The sequence below is a fragment of the Actinomyces urogenitalis genome (assembly GCF_002861525.1).
Lineage (GTDB): Bacteria > Actinomycetota > Actinomycetes > Actinomycetales > Actinomycetaceae > Actinomyces > Actinomyces urogenitalis.
This window is the reverse complement of record NZ_PKHA01000001.1, coordinates 80,906-98,795: the sequence shown is the minus strand read 5'-3', so window position 1 is coordinate 98,795 and position 17,890 is coordinate 80,906. Positions and strand designations below refer to the sequence as shown.

At 69.1% G+C, this 17,890-nt stretch carries 12 protein-coding genes and 2 tRNA genes; 5 read left to right on the top strand and 9 right to left on the bottom strand.

What is annotated here, in order from left to right:
- Nucleotides 1–183: 183 nt before the first annotated feature.
- The 3 genes from CYJ26_RS00440 to CYJ26_RS00430 form a co-directional block, all read right to left on the bottom strand.
- Nucleotides 184–1,413, bottom strand: coding sequence for a carboxylate--amine ligase (locus CYJ26_RS00440; RefSeq protein WP_101637763.1), 1,230 nt, complete (start codon nucleotides 1,411–1,413; stop codon nucleotides 184–186).
- A 102-nt stretch (nucleotides 1,414–1,515) separates the two neighbouring features.
- Nucleotides 1,516–1,587: transfer RNA gene (locus CYJ26_RS00435), tRNA-Val, on the bottom strand.
- A gap of 1 nt (nucleotide 1,588) precedes the next feature.
- Nucleotides 1,589–1,661: transfer RNA gene (locus CYJ26_RS00430), tRNA-Gly, on the bottom strand.
- Nucleotides 1,662–1,792: 131 nt separating this feature from the next.
- On the opposite strand from CYJ26_RS00430, the gene glgX reads away from it, so the two are divergent.
- Nucleotides 1,793–4,057: a glycogen debranching protein GlgX gene (gene glgX / locus CYJ26_RS00425; RefSeq protein WP_101637762.1), complete on the top strand. Its 2,265-nt coding sequence runs from the start codon at nucleotides 1,793–1,795 to the stop codon at nucleotides 4,055–4,057.
- On the opposite strand, the gene CYJ26_RS00420 is transcribed toward glgX, so the two are convergent.
- Nucleotides 4,026–5,258 carry a carboxylate--amine ligase gene (locus CYJ26_RS00420; protein WP_244901978.1) on the bottom strand — a complete coding sequence of 411 codons (1,233 nt, stop codon included), beginning with the start codon at nucleotides 5,256–5,258 and terminating at the stop codon, nucleotides 4,026–4,028. The genes glgX and CYJ26_RS00420 overlap by 32 nt on opposite strands.
- A 238-nt stretch (nucleotides 5,259–5,496) precedes the next feature.
- Between CYJ26_RS00420 and CYJ26_RS00415 the strand changes: the two genes are divergently transcribed.
- Nucleotides 5,497–6,045 carry a DUF3000 domain-containing protein gene (locus CYJ26_RS00415; protein ID WP_048684504.1) on the top strand — a complete coding sequence of 183 codons (549 nt, stop codon included), beginning with the start codon at nucleotides 5,497–5,499 and terminating at the stop codon, nucleotides 6,043–6,045.
- Nucleotides 6,042–7,337 (top strand): HRDC domain-containing protein, encoded by a 1,296-nt coding sequence (locus tag CYJ26_RS00410; RefSeq protein ID WP_180950807.1) that lies wholly within the window; start codon nucleotides 6,042–6,044, stop codon nucleotides 7,335–7,337. The genes CYJ26_RS00415 and CYJ26_RS00410 overlap by 4 nt, the downstream gene beginning before the upstream one ends.
- An 84-nt stretch (nucleotides 7,338–7,421) precedes the next feature.
- Here CYJ26_RS00410 and pflA read toward each other — a convergent pair whose 3' ends face one another.
- From pflA to dxs, 4 genes are all read right to left on the bottom strand, one after another.
- Nucleotides 7,422–8,306, bottom strand: a complete 885-nt coding sequence (gene pflA, locus CYJ26_RS00405) for a pyruvate formate-lyase-activating protein (protein ID WP_006549836.1) — start codon at nucleotides 8,304–8,306, stop codon at nucleotides 7,422–7,424.
- A gap of 25 nt (nucleotides 8,307–8,331) precedes the next feature.
- Nucleotides 8,332–8,577, bottom strand: a complete 246-nt coding sequence (gene grcA2 / locus CYJ26_RS00400) for an autonomous glycyl radical cofactor GrcA2 (protein ID WP_006549837.1) — start codon at nucleotides 8,575–8,577, stop codon at nucleotides 8,332–8,334.
- A gap of 89 nt (nucleotides 8,578–8,666) precedes the next feature.
- Nucleotides 8,667–10,787, bottom strand: coding sequence for a formate C-acetyltransferase (gene pflB, locus CYJ26_RS00395; protein WP_006549838.1), 2,121 nt, complete (start codon nucleotides 10,785–10,787; stop codon nucleotides 8,667–8,669).
- Between the two features lie 284 nt (nucleotides 10,788–11,071).
- Nucleotides 11,072–13,108, bottom strand: a complete 2,037-nt coding sequence (gene dxs / locus CYJ26_RS00390) for a 1-deoxy-D-xylulose-5-phosphate synthase (RefSeq protein ID WP_411161164.1) — start codon at nucleotides 13,106–13,108, stop codon at nucleotides 11,072–11,074.
- A 274-nt stretch (nucleotides 13,109–13,382) separates the two neighbouring features.
- On the opposite strand from dxs, the gene CYJ26_RS00385 reads away from it, so the two are divergent.
- Together CYJ26_RS00385 and CYJ26_RS00380 are read left to right on the top strand one after the other, a co-directional pair.
- On the top strand, nucleotides 13,383–15,404 hold the full coding sequence (locus tag CYJ26_RS00385; RefSeq protein ID WP_006549840.1) for an alpha/beta hydrolase family protein: 2,022 nt from the start codon (nucleotides 13,383–13,385) through the stop codon (nucleotides 15,402–15,404).
- A 5-nt stretch (nucleotides 15,405–15,409) separates the two neighbouring features.
- Nucleotides 15,410–17,317 carry a chloride channel protein gene (locus CYJ26_RS00380; protein WP_101637760.1) on the top strand — a complete coding sequence of 636 codons (1,908 nt, stop codon included), beginning with the start codon at nucleotides 15,410–15,412 and terminating at the stop codon, nucleotides 17,315–17,317.
- Here CYJ26_RS00380 and CYJ26_RS00375 read toward each other — a convergent pair.
- On the bottom strand, nucleotides 17,314–17,829 hold the full coding sequence (locus tag CYJ26_RS00375; protein ID WP_006549842.1) for a hypothetical protein: 516 nt from the start codon (nucleotides 17,827–17,829) through the stop codon (nucleotides 17,314–17,316). The two genes, CYJ26_RS00380 and CYJ26_RS00375, sit on opposite strands and share 4 nt — an antisense overlap.
- Nucleotides 17,830–17,890 lie beyond the last annotated feature (61 nt).

Below are 17,890 nucleotides of genomic sequence, written 5' to 3'. Positions count from 1 at the left end.
CAAGCGGTACCAGGCGCGCCGTCTCGGCAGAGGAAGACCCCCCCCCAGACGTCTCGGCAGAGGCAGGGTACGAGGGCATCAGGATCTCTCCTCCGGGCATGTAGTGACCGGCCCATGGTATGGCAGCCGTAGGAGCCCCACCAATCCTCCCCGAGGAGGAGTCGCCCCCCCGCCTCAGGGGGCCTACCCGCGTCGCAGCAGGGGCCGGGGCCGGTAGCGGTGGAACTTGCGATCGTGGTTGAGCCTCTGAGCAGCCAGGATGACCCGACGCCGCAGCGACTTCTCGGCAGGATCCTGCAGAGGATCGACGGCGTGGCAGGCCAGGCGCAGCACGCGCCTGCGCAGCTGGCGGTCACGGACCTGGTGGAGGATGAGGTGGATGGGTACCAAGGTGTAAAGAACTTCTTGGCACGCCTGCCTGCGCGGCCCCGGGCGGCCATCGACCAGGTCCTCGATCATGGGCACCATGGGATTGACCCCGGCAGCGGTCATGTAGTAGCTGTTGCGGCCGATGCGGGGATTGACTTCGAAGAAGACGGCCTGCCCGGTGCGGGGATCAACCTTGAGGTCAAAGTTGGCGAATCCCCGGTACCCGCTGGAGGCGAGCAAGGACTCCACGCCCGCCCACAGCTCGGGGTAGGGCTCGGTGATCATGGCCACCGGGTTGCCGATGAGGCTCGGCGCGTGGTCCTCCAGGAGCACCCGGGCCGATCCGATCATCGTGACCTCGCCCGTGGAGGCCACATAGGCCGTCACCGAGCGCATCGCGTCATCCTCGCCCGGGATACGCTCCTGAATGAGGAAGGTGGAGGCGAACCCCGCCTCGCGCAGGTCCTGCCACAGCCGGCGCAGCTGGTCAGGAGTGTCGATCTGGTAGATCTTGCGCTTGGAGGGGAAGCTCAGGGCGTCCCAGTCCGCCCCGACGGCCGGCTTGCCGATCAGGGGAAAGTCGATCCCCACCTCAGGGTCCCCCGCTGCCAGCTGGCTGCCACGGACCACGACCTGTCGCGGCGTGATCAGCCCGTGCTCGGCGCAGGCACGAGCGAAAGCCACCTTGTCGCTCAGCGCGTCCATGGCCTCCAGGCTCGGGAAGGGAACGACGTACTGCGGTTCGAGCTCGTGACGATGGCGGGCCAGGAAGCTTGCCGCCCAGTCCCAGTTGCCGATGACGACGGCGCTACGCGGCCCACGACCGTCGACCAGGCTGCGCAGGGTGTCCATCAGGGCCGTCTGGTCGGCATAGCCCTGGTTGATGACGTCGATGTAGCAGGACAGGGCAATCGCCTGGACCGGGCTGGGAGAGATGAGCCGGACCCGTTGTCCGGTCGCCTCGTGCAGCTGGCGAGCCAGGGCGTAGGCACCCGTGTCTCCGCCCAGCACCACGGGAAGAATGTCAGGGCGAACGGCGGGCATACGGTGTGCAGTCAGCTGTCAGTCCTCCGGCCATGAGGTCGTCGTCAGGTCGATCGAGCCAGGTTAAGGAAAACCCCGGACGCGGGTCCGGGGCAACTACCGTGGGCGATACTGGGATCGAACCAGTGACCTCTTCCGTGTCAGGGAAGCGCGCTCCCGCTGCGCCAATCGCCCGAGCGGATGACGGGACTCGAACCCGCGACCCTCACCTTGGCAAGGTGATGCTCTACCAACTGAGCCACATCCGCGTGGCACCCTCATCGGGTGCGGAGAAAAAGTTAGCAGGTCATTGACCTGGCCGCCAAATCCCATGAGTGTGACTCCTCACCTAGTCGCGTGGTCCGCTGCACACAATCCTCACACGTGACAGGCTTGGCCTATGTCGTCTGCCACCACCGCCCCTGACCCCTGGGCGCCACAGGTGTGGCCCGGACGGGCTTATCCGCTGGGCGCTACCTTCGATGGATCGGGCACGAACTTCGCCCTGTTCTCCTCCCTCGCCCAGGCCGTGGACCTGTGCCTGTTCGACGGGGAGGGCCACGAGACCCGCGTGGCACTGACTGAGGTGGACGCCAACGTCTGGCACTGCTACCTGCCCTGGGTGCGCCCCGGTCAGCACTACGGATTCCGGGTCACCGGCCCCTATGACCCCGCCGCAGGGCACCGGTGCGACGCCTCGAAGCTGTTGCTCGACCCCTACGCCAAGGCGATCTCGGGCCATGTGACCCCCTCCCCCTCGCTGTACTCCTACAGCTTCGAGGACCCTTCGGCCCGCAACGAGGAGGACTCAGCCCCCGCCACGATGCGCTCGGTGGTCACCTCCCCCTTCTTCGACTGGGGCCACGACCGTCCCCCGGCCCGCGCCTACCACGACACCGTCATCTACGAGGCCCACGTCAAGGGCATGACCCGCCTGCACCCCCTGGTGCCCGAGGAGCTGCGGGGGACCTACGCTGGCCTGGCCCACCCCGCGGTCATCAGCTACCTCACGGACCTGGGCGTCACAGCGATCGAGCTCATGCCGGTCCATCAGTTCGTCAACGACACCCACCTGCAGGAGAAGGGGCTGTCCAACTACTGGGGCTACAACACCATCGGCTTCTTCGCCCCGCACAACGCCTACGCCGCCTACGGCAGCGACGGCCAGCAGGTCCAGGAGTTCAAGGCCCTGGTCAAGGCCATGCACGAGGCCGGTATCGAGGTGATCCTCGACGTCGTCTACAACCACACCGCCGAGGGCAACCACATGGGTCCCACCCTGTCCTTCCGCGGCATCGACAACGCCGCCTACTACCGGCTGGTCGACGACGACCGGGCCCATTACTTCGACACCACCGGCACGGGCAACTCCCTGCTCATGCGCTCCCCCGCCGTCCTTCAGCTCATCATGGACTCGCTGCGCTACTGGGTCACCGACATGCATGTCGACGGGTTCCGCTTCGACCTGGCCTCGACCCTGGCCCGGCAGTTCGCCGAGGTCGACAAGCTCAGCGCCTTCTTCGACATCATCCACCAGGACCCAATCCTCTCCCAGGTCAAGCTCATTGCCGAGCCCTGGGACGTGGGAGAAGGCGGTTACCAGGTCGGCGGCTTCCCTCAGCTGTGGAGCGAGTGGAACGGCAAGTACCGTGACACGGTCCGCGACTTCTGGCGCGGGGAGCCCTCAACGCTGGGCGAGTTCGCCTCGCGCCTGACCGGCTCGTCCGACCTCTACCAGCACTCCGGGCGCACCCCGGTAGCCAGCATCAACTTTGTCACGGCCCATGACGGCTTCACCCTGGCCGACCTGGTCTCCTACAACTCCAAGCACAACGAGGCCAACGGCGAGGGCGGAGCCGACGGCGACTCCAACAACCGTTCGTGGAACTGTGGGGTCGAGGGGCCCACCGATGATCCCGCGGTGCTCGACCTGCGCCGTCGCCAGGTCCGCAATTTCCTCGCGACCGTGCTCTTTAGCCAGGGTGTCCCCATGATCTGCCACGGCGACGAGCTCGGGCGCAGCCAGGGTGGCAACAACAACACCTACTGCCAGGACAACGAGACCAGCTGGGTGAGCTGGGACCTGGATGAGGAGGCCAAGCAGCTCCATGACTTCACCCGCCAGATGGTCCGCCTGCGCCGCGACCACCCGGTGATGCGCCGTCGTCGTTTCTTCTCCGGCGACGCCGGGCACGGCGGAGAGTCAGCGCTGGGCGAGATCGCCTGGCTGCGCCCCTCGGGCGAGCGCATGACCGATGCTGACTGGGGTACCTGGTACGCCCGCGCCATGGCCGTCTTCCTCAACGGCGGAGCGATTGCCGAGCCTGATGAGCGCGGCCAGCGCCTGGTGGACGATTCCTTCCTCGTCCTCATCAACGCCTCGCCCGACGACATCGAGTTCACCCTGCCCGGCGCCGACTACGCCGCGGCCTGGAGCGTCGAGCTGGACACCGCCCCCACCGAGCGCCTGGAGCCAGGCTCGACCCATGAGGCCGGCGCAGTCATCACCGTTGAGGCGCGCTCGATGACCTTCTTGTCCGCACCAACCTGCGAGTCCGGGACGCTCGCGGCTGTCCCGGTCCCTCCCAGGACTGACGCCAGCCCGCAGACGCCGACAGCTGACAGGGAGCGGCCTAGAACTTGGTGCGCATATGCTCGAAGTTGATCCGCGCCCACATCCGCTGAACCAGGCGGTCCTCGCGGTTGAGCAGAGGATTGGCCCAGGTCCCCTCAGCGAAAAAGGGCTCCAGGCGCCGGCGCAGCGCAGGGTCGCCCGCCTCACGTAGGGCCACGGCCGCCGGCACCATGGAGAAGAGGAAGGGGCGGTCCGCGGCGCGCTCGGCGTCGCTGAGTGAGGTCGCCACGTCCCGGCCTAAGACATAGTGGTCAACAAGAGGCCGGACAAAGGGGCAGCCGGCCAGCGTCACGTAGTAGGAGTTACGGCCCGGGCGGGTGTTGACCTCCAGGAAATGGGGGTTGCCCTGGGCATCGTCCATGACGTCGAAGTTCGCGTAGCCGCTGTAGCCGGTCTCGCGGATGAAGCGGCGCGCGTGGTCCAGAAGGTCCTGGCGCCTGCGGTCACCCAGGATGACCAGGGGGTTGCCCACGCCCTTGGCTGAGCGGTCCTGGACGACGACGTCGCCGGAGACGGCCATACGGACCTCACCACGGGCGTCGGCGAAGACCGTGAGGGTGTGCAGCGAGGTATCCGCCGTCGAGAGCACCTCCTGGATGATGAGGCCGTGGTGGTAGCCCGAGGCCTCGACCTGGGCACTCACCCGAACCAGCTCCTCGTAGGACCCCAGCGTGTAGACCTTGTGCTTGTCCTCAATATCGGCGTAGTGCCAGTCCGCGGAGTGAGACGGCTTGACGATGAGGGGGAAGTCCGCGCCGCGCAGCTGCTCGACCCCACCGAGCACCTCCAGCCCGGAGTCAGTCACCTCCTGTGCCACCTGGCCGAAGGGCAGGACCCAGGTGCGCGGATAAGGGATCCCCAGACGCTGGCACAGCGCGTAGAAGCGGTCCTTCTGCGTCAAGCGGTCCAGCAGGTCGAAGTCGATGACCGGGACCGCGTACCCCCAGGCCTCCAGGTCCGCCCTGTTCTTGGCCAGGGTACGAGCGTGCCAGTCGCTGGCACCGGAGAGCACGAGCGGCCGAGTGCCATCGGGGATCCTCCCGGCCTGCTCACGCAGCGCCCGCAGCAGGGTCTCCTCCTGGTCCAGCCCGTCGATGACGGTGTAGGAGGTGAAGCGGCTGGTGGAGGTGTAACGGATGTCGGCCGAGGCCAGGACGGTCGAGGTCAGGCCGTAGACCTCGTGGAACTGCCGGGCGTAGGAGTAGCCGAGGGCGTCTGCTCCCAGAAGCACAGGATGAAACTGCGGCACCATACTCCCAATACTCCGTTCCACGACGGTCACGTCACTGTCGGACGCCGGCAACGTTGGCTGTCACCGGCGACTCACTGTAACCCATCGGTGCACCTGCTCCCTGAGGCGGCGTGGGAGCCACCGCCAGGGGCAGGTACGCCGCTAGCCTGGCCCGGTGACCCCACCGTCGACCACCAGCGTCTCGCCGCCGCTCGATGCCCGTGCCGATCAGGAGACGATCCCGGAGCGCTTTGAGCAGGCGCTGCTGTCCCTGCGTCACGCCCCTCGTGCGCGCGGGCTCATCCTCGATGAGGTCCCTGCTCCACGACGGATAGCGCCCTACGCCGCTGCACTGACGGCAGAGACCACCCTGACCCTCGATGGCGCCCCGGAGGCCTCCGGGCGTTTCGTTGTGCTGCACGACCCTGCGGGTCAGGACGCCTGGGACGGGGACTTCCGCCTGGTGGTCATGGCCCGTGCCCGGCTCGACGACGAGGTGGGCACCGACCCGTTACTCGGCTCAGCAGTGTGGTCCTGGCTCGCGGACGCGCTGGACTCGGCCGGCGCCGGGCACCGAGCACTGGTGGGCACGGTCACCCGGGTCCTGTCCGAGACCTTCGGAGGTCTTGAGCTCACGGACGCCTGCGCCCACGCCGAGATCCGGGCCTCCTGGTCACCCACCACCCCGGACCTGGGACCGCATCTGCAGGCCTGGTACGAGCTCATCCACCTGGCTGCCGGCCACGAGCCTGAGCTGGCCACCTCACTCCACCTGGCAGGCCGGTGAACACCGTGTCCGCCTCCTCTCCCCTGCCCGTGGCCCACCCAGGCACCACCGACAACCCCGTCCCGTCTGCCGAGGTACGTGACTACGTCCATCCGCACGAAGGGCTGCCACCGGTCACTGACTCCCCGGAGCTGCTCTCCCAGGCTGCCGACTGCCTGGCAGCCGGTCATGGGCCGGTCGCCGTCGACGCCGAACGCGCCTCGGGCTTCCGCTACGGCCAGGACGCCTACCTCATCCAGCTGCGCCGCGAGGGTGCCGGGACCTTCCTGGTGGACCCGGTCACGGCCGGGGACATGAGCGCACTGGCAGCCGCCCTGGACGGCCCCGAGTGGATCCTGCACGCTGCGGACCAGGACCTGCCGTGCCTGAGCGCCCTTGGCCTGCACCCTCGTTCCCTGTTCGACACTGAGCTAGCCGCCCGGCTCCTGGGACGGGCCCGGGTCGGGCTGGGCGCCGTCGTCGAGGAGACCCTGGGCCTGCGGCTGGCCAAGGACCACGCGGCCGCGGACTGGTCCACCCGGCCGCTCCCGCGCACCTGGCTCGTGTACGCCGCGCTCGACGTCGAGCTCCTAGCCGACCTGCGCGTGGCGCTCGGTGCCGAGCTAGAGGAGGCAGGCAAGGCTGAGTGGGCTCGCCAAGAGTTCGATTACGAGCGCACTCGTCCACCGCGTCCAGCCAAGATCGACCCCTGGCGCAAGACGCCCCGGGCTGGGCGAGCCATGCGCTCGGCGCGGTCCCTGGCGGTGCTGCGAGAGGTATGGACGGCGCGAGAGGAGCTGGCTCAGCAGCTGGATCGCACACCCTCGAAGGTGCTTCCCCACAGCGCCGTCGTCGCCGCGGCCGTCGCCCGTCCTACCTCCAGGCGCAAGCTGGCTGCGCTCAAGGAGTTCTCCTCCCGCCAGGCCCGCCTCAACCAGGAGGTGTGGTGGCGCGCGGTCGAGAAGGCGCTCGAGCTTCCTGAGGACCAGCTGCCGGCGATGCACGCTGCGCTCGCCCCGGGCGAGCTGCCCCAGCCGCGCTCGTGGGCACGTCACCACAGTGAGGCAGCCATCGCCCTGGATGAGGTGCGTGGTGCCGTACGTCAGCGCGCCGAGCAGCTGCGCGTGCCCCAGGAACTGCTGCTCGCGCCGGACACGCAGCGTCATCTCGCCTGGCAGATCGGCGAGGAGGAGGCGGCCGGCCACGTGCCTGACGTCTCGGTCATCGCGGTGGCCCGACGTCTGGAAGAGCTGGGAGCACGGCCGTGGCAGGTCGAGCAGACGGCGGCCCAGCTCTCCGACGCCCTGGCCTGATCCGAGGCTGACTCACGCCTCGATCCAGCCACCGCACTGCCTGAGAGCGGCGGCAGGCCGGAACCTGCCACCGCGCCGAACCGGTCAGTGGACCGTGAAGCCGTGGGAGCGGAAGACCTCCCGGGTGGACTCCACCAGCTCCGGCGAGGGCGGGGGGACGTCGCGCAGGGTGTAGTTCAGTCCCAGCGCGTCCCACTTATCCGTGCCCATCTGGTGGAAAGGCAGGACCTCGACCCGCGAGACCACGTTCCTCCACCGCTCGATGATCTGGGCGACCTTCTCGATATTCTCCGGGTCATCAGTCAGTCCCGGCACGAGCACGAAGCGCGCCCAGATCTCGATGCCCTTGGCCGCCAGGCGGTCACCGAAGGCGATCGTGGGGGCGAGCTGGCGTCCGGTGACCCGTTTGTAGGTCTCCTCGTCCCCGCTCTTGACGTCGAGCAGCACCAGGTCGACGTTGTCGAGCATCTCGTCGCTGGCGTTGGCGCCGAGGAACCCGGAGGTGTCGATGCAGGTATGGATCCCCATCTTCTTGGCACCCTCCAGCAGCCTGCCCGCAAAGGCGGGCTGCATGAGCACCTCTCCTCCGGACAGGGTGATGCCGCCCTTGGAGGCGCGGAAGACACCGCGGTAGCGCCTCATGCGCCGCAGCAGCTCCTCAGCCTCCACCGGCTCACCGTCCTTCATAAGGAAGGTGTCCGGGTTGTGGCAGTACTGGCAGCGCAGCGGGCAGCCGTTGAGGAAGACGGTCATCCGTGTGCCGGGGCCGTCCACCGCCGTGACCAGCTCCCAGGAGTGGATCGAGCCGAGCGAGCCGTCGCGCATCCGGGCCAGACGGTCCGAACGCTCGATGTCGCTCAGCTCCTCAAGTCCTCCGATGCCCGCCCCGCGCAAGCGGGCGGCCGGGGCCAGGAAGTCCTGGTCCCGGCCGCCCGATGCTGCAGGGGCAGAAGTGTCAGTAGTGCTCATCTGACTTCTTCAACCCCGTACCGGCTCAGGCGCCGGCGTGGAAGGTGCGGTTGAGGACGTCAAGCTGCTGCTCACGGGTGAGCTTGACGAAGTTGACGGCGTAGCCGGAGACGCGAACGGTGAGGTTCGGGTAGTTCTCCGGGTGCTCCATCGCGTCCTCGAGGGTGTTGCGGTCCAGGACGTTGATGTTGGCGTGGTACAGGCCCTTGACGCCGCCGTTGTCCTCGCGCTGAGCCTTCATCGAGGCGAGGCGCTCTTCGTACGTGGCCATGAGTGGCCCCTTTCATTCAAGTGGTGTGTTTCGACACGAGTGTCGAGTGGTTGTCCTGCCCGCCGGCCGGCGGGTGGACGCATGAGGGATCAGGCCTCGGCGGAGTCCTCGGGAACGAAGCCCGCGTCGAGGATGCCCACGAGGTTGGACACGCGCTCGTCGAGCGTGCGGCCCAGGCCCTGCGGGGTGATCGTGTTGGTGAGAGAGATGCCGTCGAGGGCGTCGTTGTAGTCGAGCTTGCCCACGCTCAGCATGGAGGCCACCATGCCGTGGGTGTCCATGCCGTTCTCCGGGTTGGCACCGGGGGCGAAGGGGGTGCCCTTCTGGTGACCCGAGGGGAAGGCGCCGGTGGCCTTGCCGTAGACGACGTTCGAGGTGATCGTCAGGACCGACTGGGTCGGGATCGCGTCACGGTAGAAAGGCTGAGCCTTGATCTTGGACATGATCGTGTGGACCACGGTAGCCGCGATCTCGTCGGCGCGGTCGTCGTCGTTACCGTAGATCGGGAAGTCACCCTCGGTGACGTAGTCCACCACGAGGCCGGTCTCGTCGCGCACCGGCGTGACCTTGGCGTACTTGATGGCGGACAGCGAGTCAGCCACGATGGACAGGCCCGCGATACCGCAGCCCATGGTGCGCACGATCTCAGAGTCGTGCAGCGCCATCTCGATCGCCTCGTAGGCGTAACGGTCGTGGCAGTAGTGGATGATGTTGAGGGCCTCGACGTAGGTGGCCACCACCCAGTCGAGCATCTTCTCGTACTTGTCCCAGACCTCGTCGAAGTCGAGCGGGCCGTCGCCCTCGATGCCGGGCAGGCCGGTGACAACCTGCTTGCCGGTCATCTCGTCGCGGCCGCCGTTGATGGCGTACAGCAGCGCCTTGGCGGAGTTGACGCGGGCGCCGAAGAACTGCATCTGCTTGCCCACGCGCATCGGGGACACGCAGCAGGCGATCGCGGCGTCGTCGCCCCAGTGCTCACGGATCTGCTCGTCAGCCTCGTACTGGATGGAGGAGGTCGTGATCGAGATCAGCGCACAGAAGTCCTTGTAGCCCTGCGGCAGCTTCTCGTCCCAGAAGATCGTGATGTTCGGCTCGGGGGCCGGGCCGAGGTTGCGCAGGGTCTGCAGCAGACGGAAGGAGGTCTTGGTGACCAGCGGGCGGCCGTCCTCACCGAAGCCGGCGTCAGACCAGGTGGCCCAGTAGGGGTCACCGGAGAAGATCTGGTCGTAGTCGGTGGTGCGCAGGAAGCGGGTGATGCGCAGCTTCATGACGAAGTTGTCGATGAGCTCCTGGGCGTAGGTCTCGTCGATGACGCCCTCGCGCAGGTCGCGCTCGAAGTAGATGTCCAGGAAGGCCGACAGGCGACCGATGGACATGGCGGCGCCGTCCTGGGACTTGACGGAGGCCAGGTAGGCGAAGTAGGTCCACTGGACAGCCTCGTGGGCGTCCTTGGCCGGGCCCGAGATGTCAAAGCCGTAGGAGTCGGCCATGACCTTGAGCTTCTTCAGGGCCTTGATCTGCTCGGCGTGCTCCTCGCGGTAGCGGGCCCAGTGCTCGGAGAAGGGCTTGTCCGCGACGGCGTCCTTGGCCTTCTGCTTCTCCTCGATGAGGTAGTCGACGCCGTACAGGGCCACACGACGGTAGTCACCGATGATGCGGCCGCGTCCGTAGGCGTCGGGCAGACCGGTGATGATGTGGGAGGAGCGGGCGGCGCGGATGCGCGGGGTGTAGATGTCGAAGACCGCGTCGTTGTGGGTCTTGCGGTAGCGGGTGAAGATCTTCTGGACCTCGGGGTCGATCTCCTTACCCGCCTCCTTGATGGCCTGGGCCACCATGCGCCAGCCGCCGTTGGGCATCATGGCGCGCTTGAGCGGGGAGTCGGTCTGCAGGCCGACGACGACGTCGTCGTCCTCGGAGATGTAGCCGGCCGGGAAGGCGTCAATGTCCGACGGCGTGTGGGTGTCGACGTCGAGGATGCGGACCTTGCGCTCCTCCTTGAGGTAGTTCTCCTCCAGGGTGTCCCACAGGCGCAGGGTCTTGTCGGTCGCACCGGCAAGGAACGAGGCGTCGCCGTCGTAGGGGGTGTAGTTGCGCTGGATGAAGTCGCGGACGTCGATGCCCTGCGACCAGGAGCCCTTGACGAACCCCTCCCATGCGTCGCGGCTGGTGCTCTCGTCCGCGGTGGCGGATGCTGTGACCTCGGTGGTCATCCGTGCCCTCCTGTAGGTGGGTGGCGGCTGGCCACCCGATGGTGTCCGCCCTTGTGGGGCGCTGCGGCACGTCCTCGCGCCGTCGCTACCAGGGTATGCGTCCACGTGGCCCAGGTGAACCTTTCACACGGTCGAGGCCGGTGGGATCACTCACAGGGGAATCGTTAGGCACTCCGTCCTACTCCCCTGCCGTCACGCGTCCGTGACGCAAGCCTCAGACCGGGAGCGCGATGACAGGACAAACCGGACCTTGGTCCCATGCGTCGACGGCGTCCGCCAGATCCTCAGGCGCTGCGCGTGCGCACGATCCGCCGTGCGGCCCGGGCAACGCCGTCGGCGTCCATTCCGAAGTCAGCCAGCAGCTGGTCGCGCGAGGCCGTGGTCAAGAAGCGACGCGGCACGCCGATACGCGCCACGAGCGGCGGGCGCTCAGCCCCCAGGGCCACCTCGCCGTCGCCCTGAGAGCCGGTCCACCGCTCCTCCAGCGCGTCACGCAGCTGGGAGCCGATACCACCTTCCACCAGCCCGTCCTCCACCACGACGGCGCCGCGGCAGCGCGCGACGAGGTCGACCAGGGTCTGCGGCACCGGGATCGCCCAGCGTGGGCTGACCACGAGCACCGGCTCACCCTGCTCGGCCAGCCGGACGCCGGCCTGGAGGGCGGCAGGAACCATCGCCCCGATACCGACGATGACCACCGCGCCGGACACGTCCCCCTGGGTGGAGTCGGCCAGCACGTCGAGCGCCTCGAAGGGATGATCGGGGTCACCGATCGTGCGTAGGACCGGCTGGGGCGCAGGAAGCGCTCCCTTGGCGTAACGCAGGACGGTCGGTCCGTCCTGGGTCGCCACCGCCGTGCGCAGCGCCTGGCGCAGGGTCTGCTCGTCACGGGGCGCGGCCAGCCGCAGGCCTGGCACGTGAGACAGCAAGGCCATGTCCCACATCCCGTTGTGGCTGGCGCCGTCCGTGCCGGTCAGGCCCGCACGGTCCAGGACCACCGTCACCCCAGCCCAGTGGAGAGCGACGTCCATGAGGAGCTGGTCAAAGGCACGATTGAGGAAGGTGGCATACAGCGCGACCACCGGGTGCATGCCCGCGAAGGCCATGCCAGCGGCCGCCGTGAGCGCGTGCTGCTCCGCGATCCCGACGTCGATGACGCGCTCGGGCATCGCGTCCGCCAGGGGCTGGAGCCCAACCGGTTGCTGCATGGCAGCCGTGACGCCGACGATCCGCTCGTCGCGGCGGGCCAGCTCCAGGACCTCCTCGGCGAAGACGGCAGTCCAGCCGAAGCGCTCGGGCACCACCGGCAGCCCGGTCTCCGGGTGGATCCTGCCCACCGCGTGGAAACGGTCAGCCATGTCCTCCTCGGCCGGGGTGTAGCCACGGCCCTTCTGCGTGATGACGTGGACGATGACTGGCTCGGCGTACTCACGGGCCCGGGTCAGCGCGAACTCCAGGGCCGTCTCATCGTGCCCGTCCACCGGGCCGGTGTACTTGATCCCCAGGTCCTCGAAGAAGGCGGAGGGTACCAGCACGTCCTTCAGGCCCCGCTTGAGCCCGTGCAGGGCGTCATAGGCAGCGCGTCCCGGCGCTCCCTGGCTCAGCAGCCCCTTCTTGACGGTTGACAGCATCCGCTCGTAGCCGGGGTTGGTACGCAGTGCGTCCAGGTGGTGGGCGAGCCCGCCGATGGTGGGGGCGTAGGAGCGGCCGTTGTCGTTGACGACGATGACCAGGTGCTTGTCCACCGAGTCCGCGATGTTGTTCAGGGCCTCCCAGGCCATGCCGCCAGTCATGGCGCCGTCACCGATCACCGCCACCACGTGCCGGTCCTCGCGGTGGGCCAGGTGGTTGGCCCGGGCGATCCCGTCAGCCCAGGACAGGGCGGTCGAGGCGTGGGAGTTCTCCACCACGTCATGAACCGACTCCGAGCGCGCCGGGTAGCCGGAGACCCCGCCACGCTCACGCAGGTGGCTGAAGTCCTGGCGTCCGGTGAGCAGCTTGTGCACGTAGGCCTGGTGCCCGGTGTCGAAGACGATGGTGTCGCGAGGAGAGCTGAAGACCCGGTGCACCGCCAGCGTCAGCTCGACCACACCGAGGTTGGGGCCCAGGTGGCCGCCGGTGCGGGCCACCGTGGCCACCAGGTACTCGCGGATCTCCTGCGCCAGGGCGGTGAGGTCGTCGCTGGTCAGGCGCCGCAGGTCACTGGGGCACCTGATCGAGGACAGCAACGGCGTGGCCGGCAGGTCCTGGCACGCCTGGACGTGCGCACCGCCACGCACGTGGTCCTGGCCCGAGCCGGGAGCCTGGGTGCTCAGGTTCATCGCCGTCGTCCTCCCGATTGGTCCCTGCCCGCGCATGAGGTGCCCATGCGCGGGGCTGGCGTGGCTGCCGCCTGTCATCGGCCGCCGAGGTGCACCTGCAGGGTCGGTGGCCAGACACCACAGCATAGGCGCTGAGTGACCACCCCTGCTCCCGCGGCGCATGCTGTGTGTCACCCAGGGGACACGCAGGGCACGTAGGGTATGGCATGGCACGCGTCACGCGGCCTCCTCACGGCCCGACGCGACGCACCAGCCCAACGGACAGGAGCAACTCATGAGCACCACCGCCCCCTTCGGCACCTGGCCCTCGCCCATCTCACCGGGCACGATCACCACCCGCACGGTGACCCTGTCACAGGTGCGCGTGGACGGCCCGGACACCTACTGGGTCGAGCAGCGCGCCTCCCAGGCAGGGCGCCAGGTCCTGCTGCGCCGTGACGGTGACGGCCAGGTCGGCGAGGTCCTGCCGCTCACGCCCTCCGACGAGCTGGTGGACGTGCGCACCGGCGTCCACGAGTACGGCGGACGCGCCTACGCCGTCGACTCGGGCATCATCGTCGTCTCCCACGCCGGGGACGGCCGGCTCTACCGCTACGACGTCAACCACCGTCTGCGCGGCCTGGTACCGCTGACGATCTACGGGGACGTGCGTCACGGGGACCTGGAGATCGACACCGCCCGCGGGCTGGTCTACGCCGTGCGCGAGGACCACCGCGGGGGCGGCGAGTCGGTCAACACCCTCGTCGCCGTCCCCCTGGACGGCTCGGCCGCACGCGACGACTCGCCCGTGCGCACCCTCGTATCGGGCACGGACTTCGTCACCTCTCCCACGCTGTCCCCCGACGGCGAGCACCTGGCCTGGATCACCTGGAACCACCCCTCGATGCCCTGGGACGAGGCGGTTCTCCACGTCGGCGACCTCCAGCCGGACGGCACCATCGGCTCCCAGACCGTGCTGGACGGGGGCGAGGGGCACTCCGTGTCCGAGCCGCGCTGGACCGAGGAGTGCGACCTGGTCCACGTCGCCAACGGCTCGGGCTTCTGGAACCTCTACCGCACCGAGGGGTTCCCCCGCCGCGGTACCAACCGCGAGGGGTGGACCCGCCAGCTGCGCACCCGTCCCCTCCACCCGGCCGAGGCCACTTTCACCTTCCCGGCCTGGCAGCTGGGTCCGCACCACTTCGACGTCCTGGACGGCGAGCACCTCATCGCCTCCTGGGCCCGCGACGCCGTGTGGCACCTGGGCACCATCCGTCTGGCCAACGGCGAGCTGGAGGAGTGGAACGTGGGCTGGCAGCCGTTGGGCAACGTCGCCTCGTCCTCCTCGGGGCGGGTGGTCATGCTGGCCAGCAACGAGCACTGCCTGCCGGCCATCGTCGAGGTCGGTCACGGCGGCGTGCAGGTCCTGCGTGACTCCGGCGAGCTGGACCCGGAGTCGATCGGGATCTCCTTCCCCGAGGCGGTGTCCTGGCCGAGCTCCGACGGCGCCACCGCACACGGCTTCTTCTATCCTCCGGCCTCGGCCGGCTACACCGGGCCGGACGGTGATCTCCCTCCCCTGATCGTCAACGTCCACGGCGGGCCGACGGCGGCCTCGCGCCCGGGCTACGACCTGCGCGTGCAGTACTGGACCAGCCGCGGATTCGCCTACCTCGACGTCAACTACCGCGGCTCGACCGGCTACGGCAGCTCCTACCGCAAGGCGCTTAACGGCGCCTGGGGGCTGGTCGACGTCGACGACGTCGTCAGTGGCGCCCGGTACCTGGCTGAGCAGGGCCTGGTGGATCCCAGCCGCATGGCGGTGCGAGGTTCCTCGGCCGGTGGCTTCACCGTGCTGTCCAGCCTCATCCGCTCCGACGTCTTCTCCGCCGCCACCTCCAGCTTCGGGGTCACGGACCTGGCACAGATGGCTCGCACGACCCACAAGTTCGAGTCGCGCTACATCCACACCCTGGTGGGTGCCACGGATACCGAGGACCCGGTCCTGGCCGAGCGCTCCCCGATCTCCCACGTCAGCGACATCCACGCCCCGCTGCTGCTCCTGCAGGGCAGCGAGGACCCGATTGTCCCGGCTGACCAGGCCACGACCCTCTACCGGGCCGTGGCCGACCAGGGCCTGCCGGTGGCCCTGGAGGTCTTCCAGGGCGAGGGCCACGGGTTCCGCTCGGCGTCCAACATCCACCGGGCCCTGGAGGCCGAGCTCAGCTTCTACACCCAGGTCTGGCACCTGCCGGTCACTGAGGAGCTACGCACCGCGGTACGCGTGGACAACCTCGATCCCGCCAGGCAGGACTGAGCCAGGTGCCTGGGCACGAACCGCCCCAGGGTCCTGGCCGTCCCCGCCTGCGCCAGCGCGCCGCAGCCGACGCCCTGGCCATCCTGCGTTACCACCGCTCTGGCCTGTACAGCCTGGCGGTCCTGGTAGGCCTGGCAGCGGGAGCCGGTGCGATCTGCTTCCGGCTGGGTATCGACGCCTGGGCGCAGCTGCTGACCGGCAGCCACGCCCCGGCTACCAGCCCGGCAGGTGGCGGTCTGCTGTCCTTCGCAGGGGGCTGGTTCCTCCTGCTGGTACCAGTGGTCTCGGGCCTGATCGTCGGACCGCTCATGGCATGGCTCGGGCCCACTCCCACCGGTCACGGCGTGGCGGGAGTCATCTGGTCTGCGCGCCGCAGGGACGGCGCTATGGCTCCCCGCGCGGCCACGGCCAGCGTCGTGGCCGCGGCCCTGACCATCGGCGGTGGCGGCTCAGTCGGCCCTGAAGGACCCATCGCCGAGCTAGGTGCCTCCACCGCCTCGCTCGCCGGACGTCGGATGGGCTTGCCGAGCCGGTGGGTGCGGATGCTGGCTGCAGCAGGCACGGCCGCCGGCGTCGCGGCCGCCTTCAACGCCCCGCTGGCTGGTGCCTTCTTCGCCATGGAGGTCATCCTCCTGGACTTCACGGTTGACGCCTTCGCCTTCGTGGTCCTGGCTTGCGTCTCCTCCACCGTCCTGTCCCACCAGGTGCTCGGTGAGGCGGTGACGATGCCTCTTCCTGAGCTCGACCTGGCCGGGGATGCCCGCCTGGGCTGGGTCGCCCTACTGGGCGTGGTCGGCGGCGTCGTCGGCGTCGTCTTCTCCCGCTGCCGCTACCTCATGGCCGACGCCGCAGCCTGGCTGTGGCGGGTGACCCACCTGCCGATATGGGCCCGCCCGGCGCTGGGAGGGCTCACGGTTGGCGCCCTGCTCATGATCTGGCCGCAGTCCTACGGGGAGTCCTCCGCGGTCCTGTCCACGATCCTGGACGGCGGCTACAGCGCCGGGGCGCTGGTGGGGCTCATGAGCCTGAAGATCGTGGCCACGAGCCTCACCCTGGCGGTGGGCTTCGCCGGCGGGGTCTTCGCCCCCTCGCTCTTCATCGGGGGCGCCCTGGGAGCCGCCTTCGGCCTGGCGCTGGTCCCCGACCACCCTTCAGCAGCCGCGGTCTTCGGAGTCATCGGGATGGGCGCGGTCTTCACCGGTGCCGCACGGGCTCCGATCACCGCCGTCGTCCTCATCATCGAGATGACCTCGCAGTACTCCCTGCTCACCCCCCTCATGCTGGCCAGCGTGCTGGCCACCTTCGCCAGCAGGTTCCTGACCCGCACGACGATCTACACCGAGGAGCTGCGCCGCCGCGGGGAGGACGTGGAGGACCCGCTCGCCTCGACCCTGGTCGGGCGTGCCACGGCACGGCGGCTCATGTCCTCACCGCCGGCCGTATTGCTGGCCAGCGACCGCCTCACCCACGCCGCGCGGGTGCTCCAGGCCTCCGGCTCCTCAGTCCTGCCCGTGGTCGACGACGCCGTGGCGCCCGGTGCCGGGAGCCTGGGCTCCCTCCTGGGCTGCGTCAGCGCGGTCCAGATCGCCGAGACCCTGGCGGAGCCGGACCACAGCCGCGCCAAGACGCTGGGCGAGCTGCGGCTGACCCACGAGAAGGTCGACGAGCACGAGGAAGCCACCGCCGTCCTCGCCCTGCTCTCACGCAGCCACGCTGACGGGGTGCCGGTCGTGCGCGGGCCTGGCGCCAGCGGCGGCGCGGCCTCGTGCCAGCTCGTCGGCTGGATCTCCCAGCAGGACATGGTTCGCCGCCTCTACCGTCACCAGCGCGCGGCCCAGGAGGCGGCCGCCAGCCGCACCTCACTAGGTGCACGCGTGCAGCGCCGGCTGCGCCGTCGCCTCTCCTCGCGCTAGCCCTGGCGCCGGGTCAGCTCCTCCCGACGCTCAGCGGCCACGACGATGCGCCGCGGGTCGCTCATCCACATCCACACCGCGGCCACGGCCGGCAGGAGGAGAGGCAGGAAGGCAAGGCGACGTCCGCCGTCGGCCCACACGCTGGAGTCCAGGCCAGGCGCCGTGCCGGTCCACGTCAGCAGGCCGAAGAGCAGCGCGCCGGTGAGCAGGGCGGTCAGGCTCATCCACCCCACCATGCGCATCCGCCGACCGTTGTGGGCCACGCATACAGCCGCCAGCAGGTAGAGGATCCCCGCCGCCACGTCGAGGGAGTCGACCACAGGGGTCTGGGTGGGGCGGCGGATGAGGTCCACGGCCGAGGGTGCCAGCACGAGGGCTCCGAGAACTGCCAGGGCCACCACCAGCAGGCGGCTCCAGCCCCGTGCCGGACGACGATGGTCCTCGACGGTGCGCACCACGAGGGGCTGGTCGCCGGCTGCCTCGTGATGCGACGTTGCTCCAGGTCGCTCCATCGTGCCCGTGTCCTCCTCAACCTCACCTCACGCCGTGCCACGCCCAGCGCCGGCCACGGTC